This window comes from Dactylosporangium sp. NPDC000555, assembly GCF_040300025.1.
Classification (GTDB): domain Bacteria; phylum Actinomycetota; class Actinomycetes; order Mycobacteriales; family Micromonosporaceae; genus Dactylosporangium.
The window spans coordinates 1-21,395 of sequence record NZ_JBEPDB010000044.1 but is presented as its reverse complement, the minus strand read 5'-3'; the positions used below and the strand labels follow the sequence as shown (position 1 = coordinate 21,395).

The following is a 21,395-nucleotide window of genomic DNA, read 5'->3' as shown; positions in this document are numbered from 1 at the left end:
TCACACCACCAAATGCGTTACCGGGCCGTTCGCCGGCCCTGCTGACCCGGCTGGCCCTGCTGCGCAGCCTGGCGCTGGATCTCGATGCGGCGCGGCTGGGCGTCGCGGGCCTTGGCGACGCTGACCGTCAGCACGCCGTTGGTGTACGTCGCCTCGACACGCTCCGGGTCGACGTCGTTGGGCAGGTCGACGGCGTATTCGAACTCGCCCGTCTGCCGGTTCTGCCGGCGTACCACGCCGCCGCGGTCGGTCTGCTGGAACGTGCCGGAGACCCGCAGTTCCTCGCCGCGCATCTCGAGGCTGACGTCGGACGGGTCGACGTTGGGCAGGTCGATGTCGACGATGTAGGCGTTCTCGGTCTCCTCGACGTCGATCGGTGGCCCGAGCGGCGAGACGCCGGCCGTCGTCAGCGCCGGGCTCTCGCCCATGAACGCCCGCATCAGCTGGCCGAACCTGCTGTTGATCTCATCGATCTCCCGGCGCGGATCCCAGCGGTACGGCACGGGCGCGAGCTGACCGCCGCCGCGGCGGCGGGACCCGAAGGGTGCGATAGACATGGCTGATCGATTTCCCTCCTGGAGCGATGTCGCGGTCTGTGGTGGCCCCGCGGGCCGCATCGGTCCGGGGACCTCCCTTCCAGCCTCTGCCGCCGTCCGGGTGGTGGGCTTCCCCTGGTGCGAATGAGGCCGGCATGAACGCGGTCGCGGTGGGCAGCGGCCATGGCATCATCCGCGGACTCATAGCGAGCCGCCCTCCTCGGCGTGGATGACGCGGAACACCGCGTTGATGAGCGCCAGGTGCGTGAGTGCCTGCGGGAAGTTGCCCAGGTGCCGCCCGCTGTGCGCGTCGATCTCCTCGGCGTAGAGGCCGAGCGGGCCCGCGAACGACAGCAGCTTCGCGCACAGCCGGCGGGCGCGTTCCGTCTCGCCGATCTCGACCAGGGCCGAGACCAGCCAGAACGAGCAGACGGCGAACGTGCCCTCGTCGCCGTTCACGCCGTCGTCGGTCTCCTCAGGGCGATACCGCAGCACCAGCTCGTTGACGGTCAGCTCGTCCTGGATCGCGAGCACCGTCGCGCGCACCCGGTCGTCGTGCGCCGGCAGGAAGTTGACCAGCGGCACCAGCAGCACCGAGGCGTCCAGGGCGGTGGTGTCGTAGTGCTGCGTGAAGACCCCGCGCTCGTCGACGCCGTGCTCGATGACGTCCGCGCGGATCTCGTCGGCGATGTCCCGCCAGCGCTTCGCGAGGGGGCGATCGTCGCGCAGCTCGGCCAGGCGGGCGCCGCGGTCGAGCGCCACCCAGCACATGACCTTCGAGGACGTGAAGTGCCGCGGCTCGCCCCGGACCTCCCAGATGCCGCGGTCCGGCTCGCGCCAGTGCTCCACGGCGGCCTCCACCTGGTGCACCAGCACCGGCCACATGCGCTCGTCGAACCGGTCCCGATGCCTGGTGTGCAGCCAGACCGAGTCGAGCATCGCGCCCCAGACGTCGTGCTGGCGGTGCGTGTACGCGTCGTTGCCGCCCCGCACCGGGCGCGCGCCTTCGTAGCCGTAGAGGTGCTCCAGCGTGTGCTCGTCCAGGTCGCGCTCGCCGCCGACGCCGTACATGACCTGCAGGTCGACGTACTGGTTGGCGATCTCGGTGATGAACCGGCGGAAGTCGTCGGCCTCCCAGTCCAGCCCGAGCGTGAACAGACCCCAGAGCGCGAAGGTGGAGTCGCGGATCCAGCAGTACCGGTAGTCCCAGTTGCGCTCGCCGCCCGGCGTCTCCGGCAGCGACGTCGTGGCCGCCGCGGCCAGCGCGCCGGTGGGTGCGAAGGTCAGGCCCTTCAGCGTCAGCGCGCTGCGCTCGAGGTCGGCCCGGAACGGGTGGTCGGGGAAGCGGCCCCGGGCCAGCCAGTGCTGCCAGTGGTGCGCGGTCCACACCAGCCGCCGATCGGCCTCGGCGAGGTCGCACGGCGGCTCGTGTTCGGTCCACGACAGCGCGCAGAACCGGGTGTCGCCGTCCTTGAGCAGCGTGCGCGCGATGGCCCGGCCGCCCTCGAAGCCCAGCCGCAGGTCGGTGGTGAGGCGCAGCTCGATGTCGCCGCTGTCGGCCCGGCAGCGGCCGTCGTGGTAGCCCGGCCCGTGATACTCCCACCGGCCCGGCATCCGCCCGTAGTCGAACATCGGCTCGCAGTCGAGCGTGATCTGGACCTCCCCGCTGACGCACCGGACCATGCGCAGCAGCACGTGCTCCGCGTCGTAGTCGGTCGGCGCGCGCCGGTGCGTGCCGGACCGCTCCGTGTCGTGGTGCCAGGGCCCCATGAGCAGCACGTCCAGCACGACGATCCAGCCGGTCGGGGTGCCCCAGCTCGTCTCCAGCACCATCGTGCCGGGCAGGTACCGCCGCGCCGCGGGCACCCGCAGGTCGGACGGGCCCAGCCGGAACCCGCCCGCGCCGCGGTCCAGCAGCGCGCCGAAGACGCTGGGGGAGTCCAGCCGTGGCAGGCAGAGCCACTCGACGTTGCCGCTCGGCGCGACGAGCGCGGTCGTCTCGCAGTCGGAGAGGAAGCCGTACGACTCGATCGGCGGGAACGGCGACAGCGTCATGTGATCACGGTGTTCATGGCGAAGGCTTTTAGATGCCGTGTGCGAAGGACGCGAAGCCGGCGTCGTGCGTCGGTGACGCCTGCCGCTCCAGCTGGTGCAGGACCCGGTGCAGGTCGGCCAGCAGCAGGTCGGCGAGGTCGTGGGTGAAACCGTTGCGCACCACGATCCGCAGGACCGCCAGGTCGGTGCGGTGCTCGGGGAAGGTGTAGGCGGGCACGATCCAGCCGGTCTCCCGCAGCGCCAGCGAGACGTCGAAGACCGAGTAGTTCAGCACGTCGTCGTGCAGCGCGACCGCCATCACCGGCAGTTGCGCGCCGTGGGTGAGGACCCGGAACGGCCCGAGGCCCGCTATGCGCTCCGCGAGCAGCATCGCCACCTCGCGGCTGTACCGCTGGATTCGGCGGTACCCGCTGAAGCCCAGCCGCAGGAAGTTGTAGTACTGCGCCACGACCTGCGCGCCGGGCCGCGAGAAGGCCAGCGTGAACGTGGGCATCTCGCCGCCGAGGTAGTTGACCCGGAACACGAGGTCCTCGGGCAGCGCGCCGGCGTCGCGCCACACGATCCAGCCCAGCCCCGGGTACACCAGCCCGTACTTGTGCCCGGACACGTTGATCGACGCCACCCGGGGCAGCCGGAAGTCCCACTCGAGCCCCGGGTCGCAGAACGGCGCGACCATCGCGCCCGAGGCACCGTCCACGTGCACCGGCACGTCCCACCCGGTGCGCCGCTCCAGCTCGTCCAGCGCGGCACAGATGCCGGCCACCGGCTCGTAGCTGCCGTCGAACGTGGAGCCGAGGATCGTGACGACGCCGATCGTGTTCTCGTCGCAGCGGGCCACCGCCTCCTGCGGCGTGAGGTGGAAGCGGTCGCCCTCCATCGGCACCAGTCGCGCCTCGACGTCCCAGTAGTTGGCGAACTTCTCCCAGCACACCTGCGTGTTGATGCCCATCACGATGTTCGGGCGGTCCGCGGGCCGGCCGGCGGCGCGGCGGGCGTGCTGCCATCGGCGCTTGAGCGCCAGCCCGCCGAGCATGCACGCCTCGCTCGAGCCGCCCGTCGAGACCCCGGGGGCGGCGCGGTCGTCGGGCGCGTGCCACAGCCCGGCCAGCATCCGCACGCAGCGGGCCTCCAGGTCGCTGGTGCGCGGGTACTCGTCCCGGTCGACGAGGTTCTTGTCCAGGCTCTCCGACACCAGCCGGGTCGCCTCCGGCTCCATCCATGTGGTGACGAAGGTGGCCAGATTGAGCCGCGGGTTGCCGTCGAGCAGCAGCTCGTCGTGGACCACCTGGTAAGCGACCTGCGGGTCCAGCTCGGCGCCCGGGAGGCGGTCGCGGGGAATGCGCACGGGCTCGCGGGTGAAGACCGGGTTCACCGAGAGCACCGGGGATCGCTCGTTCATCCCCGCGGGCTACCCCGGGCCCCTGGTGGCAAACCGGGGTCGGCGGGTATGGACGGCGCATGCGAGCTGTTGTCTACGAGGGCCCGCGCAGCGTCGCGGTCAAGGACGTGCCCGACGCCCGCATTGAGCGCCCGACCGACGTCCTCGTGAGGGTCACGACCACCAACATCTGCGGCTCCGACCTGCACATGTACGAGGGGCGAACCGACATGGAGACCGGGCGGGTGCTCGGCCACGAGAACGTCGGTGAGGTCATCGAGGTCGGCGCGGCCGTCGACCGGGTGCGCGTCGGCGACATGGTCTGCCTGCCGTTCAACATCTCGTGCGGCTTCTGCGCCAACTGCGAGCGCGGCCTCACCGCGTTCTGTCTGACCACCAACCCGGACCCGCGGATGGCCGGCGCGGCGTACGGCTTCGCCGACATGGGCCCCTACAACGGTGGGCAGGCCGAACTGCTGCGCGTGCCGTACGGCGACTTCAACTGCCTGGTGCTGCCGGAGAACGCGCGAGAGCGCGACTGGCAGCGCGAGTACGTGATGCTGGCCGACATCTTCCCGACGGGCTGGCACGCCACCCAGCTCGCCTGCGTCCAGCCTGGTGACACCGTCGTCATCTACGGCGCCGGGCCGGTCGGCCAGATGGCGGCGCTGTCGGCCGGCATCAAGAACGCGAGCAAGGTCATGGTCGTCGACCACCACCAGGACCGGCTCGAGCTGGCAGAGAGCATCGGCGCGATCACCATCGACGAGTCCCGGGAGTCCGCGATCGACCGGGTCATGGCGGAGACCGGCGGCCTCGGCGCGGACCGCGGCTGCGAGTGCGTCGGCTACCAGGCGCACGACCCGCAGGAGCACGAGCAGCCGAACCTGACGCTCAACTCGCTCGTGGGGTCGGTCCGCTTCGCGGGCTCGATCGGCGTCGTCGGCGACTTCGTCCGCAAGGACCCCGGCAGCCCCGACCCGAACTATCGGGAGAGGGGCGAGCTGGGCTTCGACTATGGCGAGTTCTGGACCCGCGGCCAGTCGATGGGCACCGGCCAGTGCAACGTCAAGAACTACAACCGGGCCCTGCTGCGGCTCATCGAGGAGAACCGGGCCAAGCCGTCTTTCGTGGTGTCGCACGACCTGACGCTCGACCGCGCGCCCGCCGGCTACGACCACTTCGACAAGCGCAGCGCCGGCTGGACGAAGGTGGTGCTGCACCCCGACAACGTGTGAGCGGCGCGGTCGGGTGAACGGCCTGCGTTCCGCGGGCGGCGGCGCGCCCGGGCCGGTAGGAAAGCGGGTCATGGCCCTGACACGCCCGGCGGAACGGGACGGATCGGACGTGCGCCCCGAGCGGGCCGGACGGGTACGCCGGATCCCGTGGCGGTCCGGCTGGTGGCCGGCCGGCCTGGTGTTCGCCGCCACCGCCGCCGTGCTCCACCGCTACGGCGTCTCGCTCGTCACCTTCGCCGTCTTCGCCGCGTACGTCGGGCTCGCCGTCACACTGCCGGGCCTGCTGCTGTGGCGGCTGATCCACCGCGGCTCGCGCGGGCTCGGCGAGGACCTGGCCGTCGGCACCGCGGTCGGCTACGGGGTCGAGGTGCTCGCCTACGTCCCTGCCCGGGCGCTCGGCGTGCCGCTCGCCGCGCTCGCGGTGCCGGCCGCGATCGTCGCCTCGTTCGCGGGGTTCAGGGGGCTGCGGCGGTACTGGCGCGGCACCGGCCCGGCGGGCCGTGCCCCGGCCGCGCACTCGTGGACGCTCGCCGGGATCGCCCTGGTGCTGCTCTTCTGGAGCACGCTCTACTACCGCCACCACGGCTTCGCCTGGCCCAGCTACGGCCGGCCCGACATCGATGTGCCGTTCCACCTGGCGCTCGTCGGCGAGCTGAAGCACCACATGGGCCTCGTCACGCCGTGGGTGATCAGTGAGCCGATCCACTACCACTGGTTCGCCTACGCGGACATGGCCGCGGCGAGCTGGGCGACCGGCATCGAGCCGTACGTCCTCGTGACCCGCCTGTCGATGCTCCCGGTGATCTTCGCGCTGGTGGTAGCGGTCGCCGCCGTGGGCCGGCGGGTGGGCGGCTCCTGGCGCGCGGGGGCGCTCACCGCGCTCGCCTCCTTCTTCGTCCTCGCCCCGGACCCGTACGGCTGGGTGCAGGACCTCTTCTACCGCGACTACGGGTTCAACGCGATCGACGACGGCTCCAACGTGCGGCTCACCCTGTGGAGCAGCCCCACCCAGACGTTCGGGGCGCTCCTGTTCGTACCGCTGATGCTCGTCCTGCTGGATCTCCTGCGCGACGGCCACGCCGACCGCCGCCGGTGGACGGCGCTGGCCCTGCTGCCCGCCGCCGTCATGGGCGCGAAGGCGAGCTTCCTGCCCACGCTGCTCTGCGCCCTGCTCCTGGCGCTGGCGGTCCACGCCGCACGCCGCTGCCGTCTGCACCGCCCCGCCGCGGCCGCGCTGGGCATCGTGCTCGGCTGGATGCTGTTCGCGCAGGTGGTGCTCTTCGGCGGGGAGAGCCAGGGCCTGGGCCTCGCCCCACTGGACGTGCTGCGCCGCAACCCGGCCGGGGTCAGCACGCTCTACACCCAGGATCCGCGGCTGTACCGCCTGATCGTTCTCCTCGGCCTGACGCTGTTGGGCTGGACGGTCATGTGGTGCGGCGCCGCGGGCCTGCGCCGCCGGCTGCTCGAGCCCGACGCGGTGCTGCTGCTGGGCCTGGGTGCCGCGGGGTGCGCGGTGCTGTTGCTGTTCGGCCACTCGGGCGGCCAGGCGGAGGGCTTCTTCCTGCAGGGTGCCCGCCCATACGTGGCGGCCCTGGCAACGTGGGGCCTGCTGTCCCTGCTGCCCGCTGCCGGCGACCGAACCGTTGGACCGGGCAGGTCCGGACGCCGGCGCGTCCAGACTTGGCCGGCGCTCGGCGGGGTCTTCGTGGCGGGGGCGTTCTTCGTCCTGATCGTGCGCCTGGTCGACGGGCCGGGCGTGCCGGTCATCGGGCCCGAGCGCCGCGCCGTGGCCGTCACCCTCGCGCTCGTCTGGCCCTTGGCCGCCCTCGCCGCCGCCGGGCTCGTCGCCGCGCTGCTCGCCCGGCGGGCGCGCACGGCGTTCGCGGCCGCACTGGTCGTCGTGTTCCTGCTCGGCTGTACCGCCCCGACCGCCCTGCGCCAGGTCGGCTACGCCTACGCCGACGGCCGGGACAAGGGCTGGCACGAGCGCGCCGACCTGTGGCCCGTCGTCACCGAGGGCACGGTCGAGGCCGGCCGCTGGCTGCGCGATCATTCGTCCCCAAACGACCTCGTCGCGACCAACATGCACTGCGCCTACGAGGGGCGTCGCGGCAAGTCGGCGTGCGATCGCCGGCACTTCGGCATCGCCGCGTACAGCGAGCGCAGGGTCCTGGTCGAATCCTGGGCCTACACCGCCGAGGCGCACAACCAGCAAGCCATTCAGGGCGCGGCGCAGGAGCACACCCGCTACTGGCACCCCCGGCTGCTCGCCGACAATGACGCCGCCTTCAGCGACCCGTCGCCGCGGACGATCGGCGTGCTGCGCGACCGGTACAACGTCACCTGGCTCTTCACCGAGGACGACATCATGCCGCCATCGCCCGAACTGCCGCGGTACGCGACGCTGATGTTCCGCTCGGGCCACTGCGCGGTCTACCGGATCCGATGATGGTCGGGCTATCCGGCCTGCCGCAGTGTGGCGGCGTTCAGCTCCCGGTAGGCCGGCACACCCAACAACTACACCAGCGGGCCGCCCTCGTCCGCGATGTGGTGGCGCGCCGGCCGATTCGCGGTCAGAGATCCTTCACCCAGCGCCGCCACTGCGGCTGGGCCGCGTAGCCGCCGGCCGTCCAGGCGTGGTGGGCCAGCGTGTTGTCGTCGAGGACCATGGCGTCGGCGCGCCGCCCGCCGAAGTCGTGGAACCGCTGTTCGGCCGCCTCCAGCAGGACCTTGCCGATGCCGCGGCGGCGCCGGTCCGGATGCACCGCGAAGCGGTACAGGTGGCAGCGCCAGCCGTCGAAGCCGGCGATGAGCGAGCCGACGATCTCGTCGCCTTCGACGGCGAGCAGGAGCGCCTCCGGGTCGCGGGCGATGAGCGCGGTCACCGCGGCCGCGTCGTCGCCGACGCGGTTGGTGTCCTCGGCGGCGGTCTTCCAGAACGCGAGGAGGGCGGGCACGTCGTCGGGGGTCGCGGGGCGCAGTCGCATCGGCCCAACGTATTGGACCGGAATACGCCCCATGTGCCGCGATTTCGGGCCGCTACCCCATCGGGAGCGGCCTGACCCGGTCATCGCGCCCGCGGTCTTCAGCGGCCCGCCGGTGTTCGCCACGATCCTGTCGGCGTACCAGCCCTGGGGCCGCACCGAGCGCGCTGAGCAGCGTCGCGGCGCCGAGCAGGCCGATGACCGCGCCGGCGGGCAGCGCCTCGGCCAGGAGGCCGGCCAGGGCGGGCAGTAGCCCCTGCGCGGTCATCAGCCCGGTGGTGAGCAGCCCGAACGCCTGCCCGCGGCCGCCGGCCGGCAGCGCGTCGCGGAACGCCTCCTGCACGCCGAGGCTGTACGCGAACCCGGCGCCGACCACGACCAGTGCGGCGGCGAGCGGCAGCCACGGCACCGGGGCGGCGAAGGCCAGGCACGGCAGCCCCATCAGCGCGATCAGGATCGGCACCAGCCGTTCCCGCCACGCCGGGCGGACCAGGCGGGCGACCACGAGGTCGCCGGCGATCATCCCGACCGGGACCGCGGCCAGCAGCCAGCCGGCCACGCCGATGGGGAAGCCGCGCCCGGCCGCGTACGGGACCATGAGCGCTTCGGCCCCGGTGATGAACGCGGGCGGCAGCCACTGGATGAGCAGCAGGCGGCGGATCGTCCGGTCGCGTAGCAGTTCGAGGTTGCCCCGCCAGCTCGCCGCGGCCAGCCCGCCCCGGACCCGCGAGACCGCGGGCGTGTTGGCGAGGCCGAGGCGGGTCCAGGCCGCCGCGACGGCGTGGCCGAGCGCGGCGAGCAGCATCGCCCGCCGGCCGCCGAGCGCGGCGACCGCGAGCCCCGCGCCGGCCATGCCGGCGAGCTGGGCCAGCGACGAGGCCATGTTGGCCAGGGAGCGGCCCAGCACGTACGTGTCGCCGGCGAGCGCCTCGGCGATCAGCGAGTTCTGCGCCCCGGCGAAGATCGGGGTCAGCAGCGCCACCGTGGCGACCAGCGCCAGGCATCCCCACACCGGCAGCGGCACCGCGGCGAGCAGCACCGTGGCGCCCGCCTCGGCGAGGTAGCCGAGCACGATCAGGCGCCGTGGGCGGACCCGGTCGGCGAGCGCCCCGAACAGCCCGGCGCCCAGCAGCTGCGGCAGAAACCCGATGCCGTAGGCGAGCGCGGCCAGTGCCGGCGAGCCGGTCGTGGCGTAGACGAGCAGCGAGAGCGCGATGAGCCGCAGCGTGCCCGCGATGATGTTCAGCGTGCGGGTGCCGAGCAGGACCCGGAACGTGCCGTTACGCAGCACCGCCGTGTACGTCGTCATGCCGTCAGGCTCCGGGAGGTACGACGTCCGGGTTAGGTTTTCGTCCCTGGACGTAAGGTCGGGGACATGCTCCGGCTGGAGGTCGACGCCGCCGACCTGCTGCACACGCGCTTCGGCGTCTCGCCGCTGTTCGAGCTCGGCGCCCTGCTGCGCAAGCTCGCCGGCCTGGCGCCGCCGGGCCCGTTCGCGCGGCTGCGCCCCACGTACGAGCGGCTGTGCGCCGAGACCGACCTCGACGCCGTCGTGGCGTTGCACACCGCCCATTACGGTGCCGACTTCATCGGGCCGCCGCCGCCCGGCATGCAGCAGACGTGGGAGGCCGACCTCGCCGTGGTGCGCGAGACGCCGCTGCCGGTGGCGCGCCGGGAGATCGCGCAGGCCCTGGCCCAGGGTCCCAAGATCCCGGATTCGGTACTTCGCGTGCTCCGCTCCGCCGACGTCGTCGACCGGCTGGCCGCCGCGCTCGAGTCGGCGTGGCTGGCGCTGCTCGCCCCCGACTGGCCGCAGCTGCGCGCGATCTGCGAGAGCGACGTCGTGCACCGCGCCGGCCGGCTCGGCGAGGGCGGCTGGGCGGCCGCGTTCAACGGACTGCACCGCGACGTGCGCTGGCACGACGGCGCGATCGAGTTGGGCGACCGCTCCGCCGGGGCGCGCACGGTCCCCTCCGACGGCACGGGCCTGCTGCTGGTGCCGTCCGCGCTGATCTGGCCGGGCGTGGGCGCGTTCGCCGACCCGCCGTGGCGGCGCGCGCTCGTCTACCCGGCTCGCGGCGTGGCCGCCCTGTGGGAGGCGCCCACCGGCGGCGGCGCGCTCGCCGAGCTCGTCGGCCGCTCGCGGGCCCGGCTCCTCGTGGCACTGGAGGCCCCGGCGAGCACGACGCAGCTCGCGGCCCGGCTGGGCCTGGCCGTCGGCGCCGTCGGCGACCACCTCGCGATCCTGCGCCGGGCGGGCCTGGTGCGCCCGGCCCGGGCCGGGCGCTCGGTGCTCTACCGGCGCACCCCGCTCGGCGACGCGCTGGCCGCCCAGAGCCCCGGCTGAGCGATTGGGCCCGGCCGGCTACGTGTGGAGCCCTAGGCTGCGGGTATCGCACGTCACACGACCAAGGGAGTTTGCTGTGACATCGAGGCTCAACCCGTACATCAGTTTCCGGGGCAACGCCCGACAGGCGATGGAGTTCTACCAGAACGTCTTCGGTGGCGAACTGCACATGAACACGTTCGGCGAGTACGGCTCGGACGACGCGAGCCTCGCCGACCAGATCATGCACGCGATGCTGGTGACGCCCGGCGGCTACACGCTCATGGCGTCGGACACGCCGCCGAACATGACGGTCACCCCGGGCGACAACATCACGATCAGCCTCAGCGGTGACGACGGCGTCGAGCTGCGCGGCTACTGGCAGCGGCTCTCCACCGGCGGCAAGGTCTCCATCCCGCTGGAGAAGCAGATGTGGGGCGACGAGTTCGGCTCCTGCGTCGACCAGTTCGGCATCCAGTGGATGGTGAACATCACCCAGCCCCAGGGCTGACCCGCGGCCCGCCCGCGGGCACGGCATATCGTCGGTCCGTGGCTTTGGAGGCTTTGGCGCCCATGGGGTCCATGGACCCCGACGAGCTGGTCGCGCTCGACCGCGAGCACGTCTGGCACCCGTATGCGCCGATGCCGGCGACCCAGCGCCCGCTGGTGGTCTCGTCGGCGTCGGGCGTGCGGCTGACCCTCGCCGGCGGCGAGGAGCTCGTCGACGGGATGTCCTCGTGGTGGGCGGCGATCCACGGGTACGCCCACCCGGTCCTCGACGCCGCCGTGCGCGACCAGCTCGGCCGGATGAGCCACGTCATGTTCGGCGGGCTGACGCACGAGCCGGCCGTCCGGCTGGCCAAGACCCTCGTGGACATCACGCCCGACCCGCTGCGGCACGTGTTCTTCTGCGACTCCGGGTCCGTGGCGGTCGAGGTCGCGGTCAAGATGTGCCTGCAGTACCACCGGTCGCTCGGCCGCCCCGGGAAGCGCCGGATGCTGACCTGGCGCGGCGGCTACCACGGCGACACGTTCCACCCGATGTCGGTGACCGACCCCGACGGCGGGATGCACAGCCTGTGGCGCGGCGTGCTGCCCGAGCAGGTCTTCGTGCCCATGCCGCCGGTGGAGTACGACCCCGCCTACGTCGCCGGGCTGGACGAGACCCTGCGCCGGCAGCGCGACGAGATCGCCGGGATCATCGTCGAGCCGGTCGTGCAGGGCGCGGGCGGCATGCGCTTCCACAGCCCTCAATACCTCACCGCGCTGCGCGAGCTCGCCGACGAGCACGACGTCCTGCTCGTCTTCGACGAGATCGCGACCGGCTTCGGCCGCACCGGCGCGCTGTTCGCGGCCGGCCACGCGGGCGTCACGCCCGACGTGATGTGCATCGGCAAGGCGATGACCGGGGGGTACCTCTCGATGGGCGCGACCCTGTGCGTCCCCCGGGTGGCGCGGGGCATCAGCCGCGGCGAGACGCCGGTGCTGGCCCACGGTCCGACGTTCATGGGCAACCCGCTCGCCTCGGCGGTGGCCAACGCCTCGATCGAGCTGCTGCTCTCGGGCGACTGGGCCGGCGCGGTGAAGCGCATCGAGACCGGCCTGATCGACGGCCTCGCGCCCGCCCGCGAGGTCGCCGGGGTCCGCGACGTGCGCGTGCTCGGCGCGATCGGCGTGGTGCAGGTCGACCACGAGGTCGACCTGGCCGCGGCCACGACGGCCGCGATCGAGCACGGGGTCTGGCTGCGGCCGTTCCGCGATCTCGTGTACACGATGCCGCCGTACGTCACCGGCGACGACGACCTCGGGCGCATCTGCGCGGCCATCGTCGCCGCGGCCGCTGCCGCATAACGCCCGCACCGTCCATTTGGGACATCGCGCTGCAATCCAGCGCGCCTTGCTGTGCAAGAATGGCGCAACGTTACGCAAATATTTCGCGGGCCCTTGTGTAATGGGGTACGGCGGCCCTACTGTCACCTCACTCACGGCGTCCGCCCCCCGCCTCGAGCGTCCGAGGTGCACACCCCATCACCCCGCTCGACGTCCGCCCACCTCGATGCGACCGGTGCGTTCGTCCGTCAGAGAGACCGCTTTCCGAGAGAAACGAGTCAATCGATGTCACGGAGCACCACAGGAGCACCGCCGCGGTGGTCCGCGGCGGCGGCCGCGGCCGCGGTAGGCCTCGGGGTCATCGTCGCCGGCGGCAGCGTCGCCCTCGCCGCGCCGGCAGGGGCGGCGGGGCCGATCGTCACGCGGGCGGCCCTCAACCCCGCGCTCGTCGCAGGCCGGGGCGCGAGCGTCAACTTCGCCGAGCAGGAGGCGGAGAACGCCAAGACCAACGGGGTGGTCATCGGCCCGGACCGCACGGCGTACACGCTGGCCGCTGAGGCGTCCGGCCGGTCGGCGGTCAAGCTCACGCCCGGGCAGTATGTCGAGTTCACGCTGCCGAGCGCGGCGAACGCGATCAACGTGCGGTACAGCATCCCGGACGCGCCCAACGGCGGGGGCATCACCGCGCCGCTCGACGTGACGGTCAACGGCAAGTCCAAGCAGACGATGACGCTGACGTCGCAGTACTCCTGGCTGTACAACCAGTACCCGTTCACCAACGACCCCAACGCGGGCCTGCTGCACCCCGACTGGTGGATCACGGAGTGCGGCTGCGTGCCGGCCTTCACCACGCCGGCGCCGCAGATCACCAAGCCGTTCCGCCCGTTCCACTTCTACGACGAGCAGCGGCTGCTGCTCGGCAAGTCGTACAAGGCGGGCGACAAGGTCCGGCTCCAGGTCCCGGCCGGCAGCAACGCCGCCTGGACCGTGATCGACCTGCTCGACTCCGAGCTCGTGGGCGCCCCGAAGGTCAACCTGCTGGCGTCCAACGTGCTGTTCTTCGGCGCCGACCCGACCGGCAAGCGCGACTCGGCCGCCGCGTTCGACATGGCAATCGCCTTCGCCAAGTGGGCGCGCCTCAAGGTCTACGTGCCGCCGGGCACGTACCAGGTCAACCGGCACATCATCGTCGACGACGTGACGATCGAGGGCGCCGGCTCCTGGTACACGATCATCAAGGGCCGTGAGGTCGCCCTCAGCCAGCCCCTGCCCGACAACTCGATCCACACCGGGGTCGGCTTCTACGGCAAGTACGCCCAGGACGGCGGCAGCCGCAACGTCCACCTCTCCGGGTTCTCGATCATCGGCGACGTGCGCGAGCGCATCGACACCGACCAGGTCAACGGCATCGGCGGGGCGATGTCGGACTCCACCATCGACGGGCTGTACATCCAGCACACGAAGGTGGGCTTGTGGTTCGACGGCCCGATGAACAACATGAAGATCACCAACACCACGGTCGTCGACCAGATCGCCGACGGCCTGAACTTCCACACCGGTGTCACCAACTCGAGCGTGTCGAACAGCTTCTTCCGCAACACGGGCGACGACGCGCTGGCGATGTGGTCGGAGACCACGTCCAACGCGAACAACAAGTTCGACCGCAACACCATCCAGACCCCGACGCTGGCCAACGGCATCGCGATCTACGGCGGCAAGGACATCACGGTCTCCGGCAACCTGATCGCCGACCCGATCCGCGAGGGTAGCGCCCTGCACCTGGGCACCCGCTTCGGCTCGCAGCCCTTCGCCGGCACGATCAACATCGCGAACAACACCACGGTCCGGTCCGGGACCTACGAGCTCAACTGGAACATCGGCCTGGGCGCGATCTGGCTCTTCGCCCTCGAGCGCAACATCGACGCCAACATCCAGGTCGTGGGCGACCACTTCCTCGACAACACCTACAACGCGATCATGCTGGTCACCGACTGGCCCGTGAAGGACCAGTACAAGATCACGAACGTCCACTTCAAGGACATCAGGGTCGACGGCACCGGCACATCGGTCCTCAGCGCCCGGGCCGCGGGCTCCGCGACCTTCGAGAACGTCGACGCCCGCAACGTGGGCGCGGTGGGCGTGAACAACTGCGGCTCGTTCAACTTCACCCCGGCCGGCTCGGAGTTCTCCCTGGTCGACCTGGGCGGCAACGACGGCGGCGGCACCACGGGCCCGTGGCTGGCGCCGTGGGAGCTGCCGAACACCATCACCTGCGACGACCGCCCGCCGGTCGTGGCTCCCCCGGCTCCGCAGCCCTGGTGACCTTCTACTAAGGGGATAGGGGAGCGCCCCCGCCGGCACGAGCCGGCGGGGGCGCCTTTGCGTTTACCCAGTCAGACGCCCGTCCCCGCCTGCCCGTCGGTGCCCTCCGGCACAACCCGGAACGTGCGGCGGTACGCACTCGGAGCGACCCCGATCGTGTTCTGCAGGTGCTGGCGCAACCCCGCGGCCGTGCCCAGGCCCGAGCGGCGGGCGACGACCTCGACCGGCAGGTCGGTGCTCTCCAGCAGGGCGCGGGCGTGGTCGACCCGCTGCTGGAGCAGCCAGCGCGCCGGGCTCACCCCGGTCTCCTCGCGGAAGCGCCGGGTGAACGTGCGCACGCTCATGCTCGCGTGTCCGGCCATCTCCTGCAGCGACAGCGGCGCGTCCAGTCGTTGCATGGCCCAGGCGCGCGTCGCGGACAGGGTCGCGTCGGCCGGGCGGGGGAGGGGGCGCTCGATGTACTGCGCCTGGCCGCCCTCCCGGTACGGCGGGACCACGCTGCGCCGCGCCGCACGGTTGGCGACCTCGCTGCCGAAGTCCGTGCGCACGACGTGCAGGCACAGGTCGATGCCCGCCCCGACGCCCGCGCTGGTGAGTAGGTCGCCGTCGTCGACGAACAGCACGTCGCGGTCGAGCTTGACCTGTGGAAACAGCTCCTGGAACCGCTCCGCCCACCACCAGTGCGTGGTCGCCGGGCGCTCGTCGAGCAGGCCCGCGGCGGCGAGCACGAACGCGCCGGTGCAGATCGACATCACCCGGGCGCCGCGCGCGTGCGCGTCACGCAGCGCCTCGGCCACCAGCGGGTCGACGGTGCCGTCCTGCACCGGGCCGCCGAAGGAGATGCCGGCCACGATCACGGTGTCGGCGCGCTCGATGAGCTCGAGCCCGTGTTCGGGCGCCACCCGGTAGCCGGACTCCGTGGCCACGGGCCGGCCTCCGGGGCTGCAGATCTGGACGCGGTACTTCCGGTGGCCGTGCTCGTCGCGAGCGGTGCCGAGGATCTGTGTCGGGGTGCCGAGGTCGAACGGGACGACCCCGTCGAGCGCCACGACGGCCACGAGGTGCTGCTCGGTCATGGCTCGATTCTTGCGCACTATGGCTGTCGGGCCACTCGTCCCGGGGTACCGAATTCGCTGCAATGTTTTATGTGAAACGACTCCACCCGGCCTGGCTGGTCTCCGGCGTAGCGTTTGTCGCCCTGGTCGGCGCCGCGGGCTTCCGCGCGACGCCGGGCGTGCTGATCCACCCGCTGCACGACGAGTTCGGCTGGTCGCTGGGGACCATTTCGCTGGCCGTGTCGATCAACCTGCTGCTCTTCGGCCTGACCGCGCCCTTCGCGGCCGCCCTGATGGAGCGCTTCGGCATTCGGCGGGTCGTGGCCTACGCGCTGCTGCTCGTCTCCGCCGGCAGCGGCCTGACCGTGTTCATGCGGCACAGCTGGGAGCTCATCGCGCTCTGGGGTGTGCTCGTCGGCCTCGGCACCGGCTCGATGGCGCTCGCGTTCGTGGCCACGCTCACCAGTCGCTGGTTCGTCAAGCGCCGCGGCCTGGTCACCGGCGTGCTCACCGCCGGCGGCGCGGCCGGCCAGCTCGTCTTCCTGCCCCTTCTCGCGCTGCTCGCCGAGGAGCACGGCTGGCGCTCGGCCGCATTGACCGTCGCGGGTGCGGCCCTCGCGGTGGTACCGCTGGTGCTCTGGCGCCTGCGCGACCACCCGTCCGAGCTCGGCGTCACCGCCTACGGCGCGGACGGTGATGTCACCCCGCCTCCCGCGGCCACCACCGGCGCGGCCCGCCGCGCGCTCGGCGCCCTGCGCGCCGCCGCTCGCACCCCGGCGTTCTGGCTGCTGGCGGGCGGCTTCGCGATCTGCGGCGCGACCACCAACGGCCTCATCGGGACCCACTTCATTCCGGCCGCGCACGACCACGGCATGGCCGAGCCCACCGCCGCTTCGCTGCTCGCCCTCATCGGCCTCTTCGACATCGTCGGGACCATCGCCTCGGGCTGGCTGACCGATCGAATGGACAGCCGCGTGCTGCTGGGCTGGTACTACGCGCTCCGTGGCCTCTCGCTGCTCATCCTGCCGGTCCTGTTCGCCGCCACCGTCCGCCCGAGCATGCTCGTCTTCATCCTGTTCTACGGCCTGGACTGGGTGGCGACGGTCCCGCCGACGGTGGCACTGTGCCGCGAGTACTTCGGCGTCAGCGGCCCCGTCGTCTTCGGCTGGGTGTTCGCGTCGCACCAGTTCGGCGCGGCGATCGCGGCGACCTCGACCGGCATCCTGCGGGACCGGCTCGGCAACTACGACCTGGCCTGGTACATCGCGGGCGGGCTGTCCATCGCGGCGGCCGCGCTGTCGCTGATGCTGTTCAAGAGGTGGCGCGGGGCCCCGGCCACAACGCCGCAGTCTCAGGTAGCGGCCGTCGCCGCCTGACGCCTCTCGCTGGCCTGCACCGACTGGCCGGGGAGGTTCGCAGGACCTGCTTGCTGAACGGCCGGGCCCTTCGGAGCCCGGCCGTCACGATGTGCTTCTTTCTCGAAGATTTCGGATATATCGGTTTTGGTGGTCGGGTGCGGCGGTGCTTGCGGCCGGTCGGCAGTAGCGTGCCGCTTTGGTGGTCGGGTGCGGCGGTGCTTGCGGCCGGTCGGGCAGTAGCGTGCCGCTTTGGTGGTTAGGTGCGGCGGCGCTTGCGGCCGGTCAGCAGCAGCGTGCCGCCGCCGAACACCGCGGCCATGCCCAGCTGCAGCAGCGCCGCGATCGGCGCGCCGGTCACCGCGAGGTCACCGCCGCCGCCACCGCCGCCACTACCGCCGCCGCCCTGAGCCTGCACCGTGATCGCCATCTTCAGGCTGTGCGGCTGCCCGTTCGGCCCGATCCCGGTCGCCACCAGCACGTGCCCGCCTGCGGCGAGGTCCGGCGGCACGCGCACCGGCTTGCTGAAGTTGCCCTGCCCATCCGTGACGACCGTGCCCAGCTCGATCGGCGTCGAGTAGATGACGATGGTCGCCGTCGAGTGCGGCATGAAGCCGGTCCCGATCACCACGATGTTCTGGCCCGGCTCGGCCGTGGTGATGAGCCCCTGGTCGGTCGTCAGCGTCAGGTTGGTGTCCGGTGGCGTGGACGGGATCGCCGGCGCCGTCGGCGTGGCAGCGTTCGAGGGCCCCGAGGCCACCGAGTCACCGCTCTGGTTGTTGGTGACGACGGTGACCGTGTACGTCACGCCAGCCGTGCCGCCCATCACGCACGTGGTCGCCGTGGCCGAGGTCGTCGAGCAGGTCGCCGGCCCCGGGTTCGCGATCGCGGTGTACCCGGTCACGCCGCTCAGGTCGCCGGGCGCCTGCCAGGTCACGCTGATCGAGGACGGCCCGCCGGTAGCCACCACCGACGTCGGCGGCGGGGTCGCCCCGCTCACCGTAAACGAGCGCGTCACCTGCGTGGCCGCGCTGTACGTCGGGTCCCCCGCCTGATCCGCCGCGATCGTGCACGTCCCGGCGTCCACCAGCGTCGCGGTGGCTCCCGAGACGGTGCACACCAACGGCGTCGAGCTGGTGAACGTCACCGGGAGTCCCGACGATGCCGTCGCGACGAGCGGCACGGTGTGCTTGGATACCGACGAGTTCGCCGGTTGCGTGAAGTCGACCGTCTGGCCCTTCGCCTCCACGTCGAGCGTCGCCCCACAGCTGACCTCGGCCCGCCCCCGCTCCGCGCACTGGATCCTGGCCACGACGCCCGACGTGTCGACCACGGACGTGTTGTCCACCTCGTAGTGGCCCGCGATCGCGCTCGTGACGGGGACGGACAGCTCGCAGTGGGCCGGGAATCCGGTGAGCGACGCGCCGGCGAGCGTGAGGAAGCCCGTTTCGGTGGCCGCCGTCAGCGTGCCGCCGCAGTTGTTGATCCGGTCGCCCGCCCCGATGGTCACGCCCTCCGGCAGGTTTACCCGGAAGCCCAGCCCGCTGGAAACCGCGGAGGCGTTCTCATCCGTGCGCGCCAGGCGCACAGACAGCCGGCTGACGCCGAGCGCGACGATCGTCGAGGGCGAGATGCCGGCCCCGACCATCGCGGGCGCCGTGGTCACGGTCAGCGTCTGGGGCGTCTGGTTCACCATCGCCCCGTTCACGCCGGTGAAGTGCGCCGACGTCAGCTCATACGTCCCGGACTTGTCCGCCCGCACCGGGAACGAGATCGTGCAACTCTCGACCTCGTCCGCCATGCCGGCGCCTGTGACGCTGAGCTCGCTGGACCCGGCCGGCGCGCTGATCGCCGTCGTGCTGCACGTCGCCGTGTGGGAACCCTGCGCCCGATACAGCGGCGCCGGCAACTCGATCTCCAGATCGACCCCACTGACCGCTCCGCACACGTCGGGCCGGCTGAGCGTGACGACGAGCGCGGTGACCTCATGGTCCTCGATGGTCGCGTCGGACCAGGCCGCGCTCACCTCGACGGCCATGCCCTCCATGCACGCTTGCTGTACGACGCCAGCCTGGTCGATGGATGCCTGGGGGGCGACTCCGAGCGCCCCCGCGACACCCTGCGCCTGGTCCGAGCCTTGCGCCTTGTCGGAGCCTTGCGTCTTGTCCGAGTCCTGTGCCTTGTCCTGGCTTTGTGTCTTGTCCGAGTCGTGTGCCTTGCTCGGGCCGCGTGCCTTGTCCTGGCTTTGCGTCTTGTCCGACCCGCGTGTCTTGTCCGAGCCCTGTGCTTTGCTCGAGCCGCGTGTCTTGTCCTGGCTTTGTGTCTTGTCCGAGCCCTGTGCCTTGTCCGAGCCGTGTCGGCCGGAGACCGCCGTGAGCGTGCTGTCCTGGTCGCCCGCAGCACCCTTGCCGGCCCGGCTGTCGGCCTTCGCCTGGTCGCCGGCCCTGCCTTGACCGCCGGCCTTGGCCTGGCTCGTGGCCTTGCTGTCGGCCTTGGTCTGATCCCCGGCGTTGCTCTTCTTCCCGGCCTTGGCGTGGCTCCCGAGCTCGGTCTGGCTGCCGGGCTTGGCCCGGTTGGTGCGATCGGTTCGGTCGTCGCGGCCGGTCGAATCGCTGTGGACGGACCCTGTGCCGTCCGCGGTTGGTTGCGCCACCGCCGCGAAGCCCGCCTGCGGCACGGCCAGCGCGCCGCACGTGGCAAGCATCGCCACCGCGGCCCAGCGAATCGACCGTGCCCTTCTGTGCTGAGTATTCATGGTTCCCCCGTTCTGGGGTTCGCCCGCCAACCGAAGCGCGAGCGAGCCCGAAGGGGAATTTACGGCAAATATCCGTATTGTTATGGTCCGAGCCGATAATCCGGGTCCGATGTAATTGTCAGGATGTACATCCCCACGCCCGAACGCGCCACGGGTGGGTGTAAGTGTCCTAGCTCTGCGTCTCGGCAGGGTCGAACGCCAGTTGCCCGCCGAACTGGTCGCGCAGCGGCTCGTCATAGTAGTCGGCGGTGTCGGCCACCCAGTCGCAGGCGTTGCTCAGCTCGATCGGGTCCAGCGTCGAGGCCAGCATCTCCGCCGCGGCGAACACGCAGTCGTCGCGCCAGAACAGCCGGATGAAGTTGAGTCGCCCATTGAGGTCGTTGAGCTCGGCCAGCAGCTCCGGCGACCGGCTCAGCCCCCGCAGCAGCGGTGAGAAGACGCGCACCAGCGGCGGCTCGCTCGCGATCAGCCGCAGGTAGACCACCGCCGTGCCGCTGCGGATCGCCGCCGGCTCCGCCACCAGGTCAGCGGGCACCTCTTGGCCGCAGAGGTACTCCGTGACCAGCCGATGCACCTTCGCCCGTAACGCGTCGTCTATCGACACGCGTTCACCATACAAGTGGCCCGCACCCCGGCCTCAGCCGCTCTTGCCGGGCCGCCCGGGCGGCAGGAACCCGCGTCGCCGGGCCTCCTTCACCCACCGGTGCGCCGTGCTCACCGGCACCCCGTGCTGATCGGCGAGGTCGCAGGCGGGCCGCGGCGAGGCCTGCGCGAACGTGAGATACACGTCGGCGACCTGTCGATAGAACACGTCGGGCCGCCCACGCAGCCGCGAGGTCTCGGGCGGCGCGGAGCGCGTGACAGCCAGCGAAGGCTCGACCATCTCCCACCCGACGTCCTCGGCGACCGGCGGCGCGACGGGCCTCGCCCGGGTGTTGACGGCAGGAGTCGTGTCGCGGCCGGCCTCCACGGCGGCCAGCTGCGCGTTGGCGGCGGCCTCGATGCGCCCGACCGGGATGGCCCGCAACAGATCGGCGCTCGGCGTGCCCTCGATGCGCAGGCCGGTCAGCACCAGCCGGCCGCCCACCCCGACGCCGACCCGCACCAGCACGGTCCCGGCCAGCGACGGCTCGTCCTGGCGCCATTCGTACCAATCATCGGCCACTGGGAAGAGACGGCCCCGCACGCGGCAAGGCTAAACCACATTTCCGCAAATCAACAATTGCGCTGACCTAGACGTCTAGATACGCTGATCTGGACCCACCAGCCACAGGGCGTTGGGGGACCGGGGGGCGGTCGCATGCCTGGCATGCAACCGATTGGCTGGTGGCAGCGTCCGCGTCGAGGACGGGGGAAACGGGGCGATGCGGACGGTGGTCGCCGAGCGGAACGTGCACAGGCGCGTTCCGCTCGGCGGCGTCATCGCGGAGCCGCGGCCGCGGGGTCTCGCCGGGCCTCGCGGCCGCTTATCCGGCCGCGCCTGACCGGCCGCGCCTGACCGGCCGCGCCTGACCGGCCGCGCCTGACCGGCCGCGCCTGACCGGCCGCGCCTGACCGGCCG

16 protein-coding genes are annotated in these 21,395 nt (G+C 71.9%); 7 read left to right on the top strand and 9 right to left on the bottom strand.

Annotation, left to right across the window (positions count from 1 at the left end):
• Nucleotides 1-17: 17 nt before the first annotated feature.
• The 3 genes from ABT297_RS24560 to gad all read right to left on the bottom strand — a co-directional run bounded on the left by ABT297_RS24560 (nucleotide 18) and on the right by gad (nucleotide 3,990).
• Nucleotides 18-557: an Hsp20/alpha crystallin family protein gene (locus ABT297_RS24560; protein ID WP_350553612.1), complete on the bottom strand. Its 540-nt coding sequence runs from the start codon at nucleotides 555-557 to the stop codon at nucleotides 18-20.
• 180 nt (nucleotides 558-737) lie between these two features.
• Nucleotides 738-2,591: a glycoside hydrolase family 15 protein gene (locus ABT297_RS24555; RefSeq protein WP_350553610.1), complete on the bottom strand. Its 1,854-nt coding sequence runs from the start codon at nucleotides 2,589-2,591 to the stop codon at nucleotides 738-740.
• Between the two features lie 28 nt (nucleotides 2,592-2,619).
• Nucleotides 2,620-3,990: a glutamate decarboxylase gene (gene gad, locus ABT297_RS24550; protein WP_350553608.1), complete on the bottom strand. Its 1,371-nt coding sequence runs from the start codon at nucleotides 3,988-3,990 to the stop codon at nucleotides 2,620-2,622.
• A gap of 59 nt (nucleotides 3,991-4,049) precedes the next feature.
• Between gad and ABT297_RS24545 the strand changes: the two genes are divergently transcribed.
• Together ABT297_RS24545 and ABT297_RS24540 are read left to right on the top strand one after the other, a co-directional pair.
• A complete protein-coding gene (locus ABT297_RS24545; RefSeq protein WP_350553606.1) occupies nucleotides 4,050-5,207 on the top strand; it encodes a glutathione-independent formaldehyde dehydrogenase in 1,158 nt (385 codons plus the stop codon).
• 70 nt (nucleotides 5,208-5,277) lie between these two features.
• Nucleotides 5,278-7,656: a hypothetical protein gene (locus ABT297_RS24540; RefSeq protein WP_350553604.1), complete on the top strand. Its 2,379-nt coding sequence runs from the start codon at nucleotides 5,278-5,280 to the stop codon at nucleotides 7,654-7,656.
• A gap of 124 nt (nucleotides 7,657-7,780) precedes the next feature.
• On the opposite strand, the gene ABT297_RS24535 is transcribed toward ABT297_RS24540, so the two are convergent.
• Nucleotides 7,781-8,194, bottom strand: a complete 414-nt coding sequence (locus ABT297_RS24535; RefSeq protein WP_350553602.1) for a GNAT family N-acetyltransferase — start codon at nucleotides 8,192-8,194, stop codon at nucleotides 7,781-7,783.
• A 52-nt stretch (nucleotides 8,195-8,246) separates the two neighbouring features.
• Entirely contained in the window at nucleotides 8,247-9,500 is a 1,254-nt protein-coding gene (locus ABT297_RS24530) for an MFS transporter (protein WP_350553600.1), read from the bottom strand.
• A 66-nt stretch (nucleotides 9,501-9,566) separates the two neighbouring features.
• Between ABT297_RS24530 and ABT297_RS24525 the strand changes: the two genes are divergently transcribed.
• From ABT297_RS24525 to ABT297_RS24510, 4 genes are all read left to right on the top strand, one after another.
• The gene (locus ABT297_RS24525; protein ID WP_350553598.1) at nucleotides 9,567-10,538 is read left to right on the top strand and encodes a DUF5937 family protein; all 972 of its coding nucleotides are present in this window, start codon (nucleotides 9,567-9,569) and stop codon (nucleotides 10,536-10,538) included.
• Between the two features lie 76 nt (nucleotides 10,539-10,614).
• Complete coding sequence (locus ABT297_RS24520) at nucleotides 10,615-11,028, top strand: VOC family protein (RefSeq protein WP_350553596.1); 414 nt, start codon at nucleotides 10,615-10,617, stop codon at nucleotides 11,026-11,028.
• A 71-nt stretch (nucleotides 11,029-11,099) separates the two neighbouring features.
• Nucleotides 11,100-12,368 carry an adenosylmethionine--8-amino-7-oxononanoate transaminase gene (locus ABT297_RS24515; RefSeq protein ID WP_350553715.1) on the top strand — a complete coding sequence of 423 codons (1,269 nt, stop codon included), beginning with the start codon at nucleotides 11,100-11,102 and terminating at the stop codon, nucleotides 12,366-12,368.
• Nucleotides 12,369-12,632: 264 nt separating this feature from the next.
• On the top strand, nucleotides 12,633-14,669 hold the full coding sequence (locus ABT297_RS24510) for a glycosyl hydrolase family 28-related protein (protein WP_350553594.1): 2,037 nt from the start codon (nucleotides 12,633-12,635) through the stop codon (nucleotides 14,667-14,669).
• Nucleotides 14,670-14,740: 71 nt separating this feature from the next.
• On the opposite strand, the gene ABT297_RS24505 is transcribed toward ABT297_RS24510, so the two are convergent.
• Nucleotides 14,741-15,745, bottom strand: coding sequence for a GlxA family transcriptional regulator (locus ABT297_RS24505; RefSeq protein ID WP_350553592.1), 1,005 nt, complete (start codon nucleotides 15,743-15,745; stop codon nucleotides 14,741-14,743).
• A gap of 62 nt (nucleotides 15,746-15,807) precedes the next feature.
• Here ABT297_RS24505 and ABT297_RS24500 point away from each other — a divergent pair, with 62 nt between their 5' ends.
• A complete protein-coding gene (locus tag ABT297_RS24500) occupies nucleotides 15,808-17,100 on the top strand; it encodes an MFS transporter (RefSeq protein WP_350553590.1) in 1,293 nt (430 codons plus the stop codon).
• Nucleotides 17,101-17,338: 238 nt separating this feature from the next.
• On the opposite strand, the gene ABT297_RS24495 is transcribed toward ABT297_RS24500, so the two are convergent.
• From ABT297_RS24495 to ABT297_RS24485, 3 genes are all read right to left on the bottom strand, one after another.
• On the bottom strand, nucleotides 17,339-19,783 hold the full coding sequence (locus ABT297_RS24495; protein WP_502885639.1) for a DUF7933 domain-containing protein: 2,445 nt from the start codon (nucleotides 19,781-19,783) through the stop codon (nucleotides 17,339-17,341).
• A gap of 220 nt (nucleotides 19,784-20,003) precedes the next feature.
• The gene (locus tag ABT297_RS24490) at nucleotides 20,004-20,438 is read right to left on the bottom strand and encodes a T3SS (YopN, CesT) and YbjN peptide-binding chaperone 1 (protein ID WP_350553586.1); all 435 of its coding nucleotides are present in this window, start codon (nucleotides 20,436-20,438) and stop codon (nucleotides 20,004-20,006) included.
• 33 nt (nucleotides 20,439-20,471) lie between these two features.
• On the bottom strand, nucleotides 20,472-21,020 hold the full coding sequence (locus ABT297_RS24485) for a hypothetical protein (protein ID WP_350553584.1): 549 nt from the start codon (nucleotides 21,018-21,020) through the stop codon (nucleotides 20,472-20,474).
• Nucleotides 21,021-21,395: the final 375 nt, after the last annotated feature.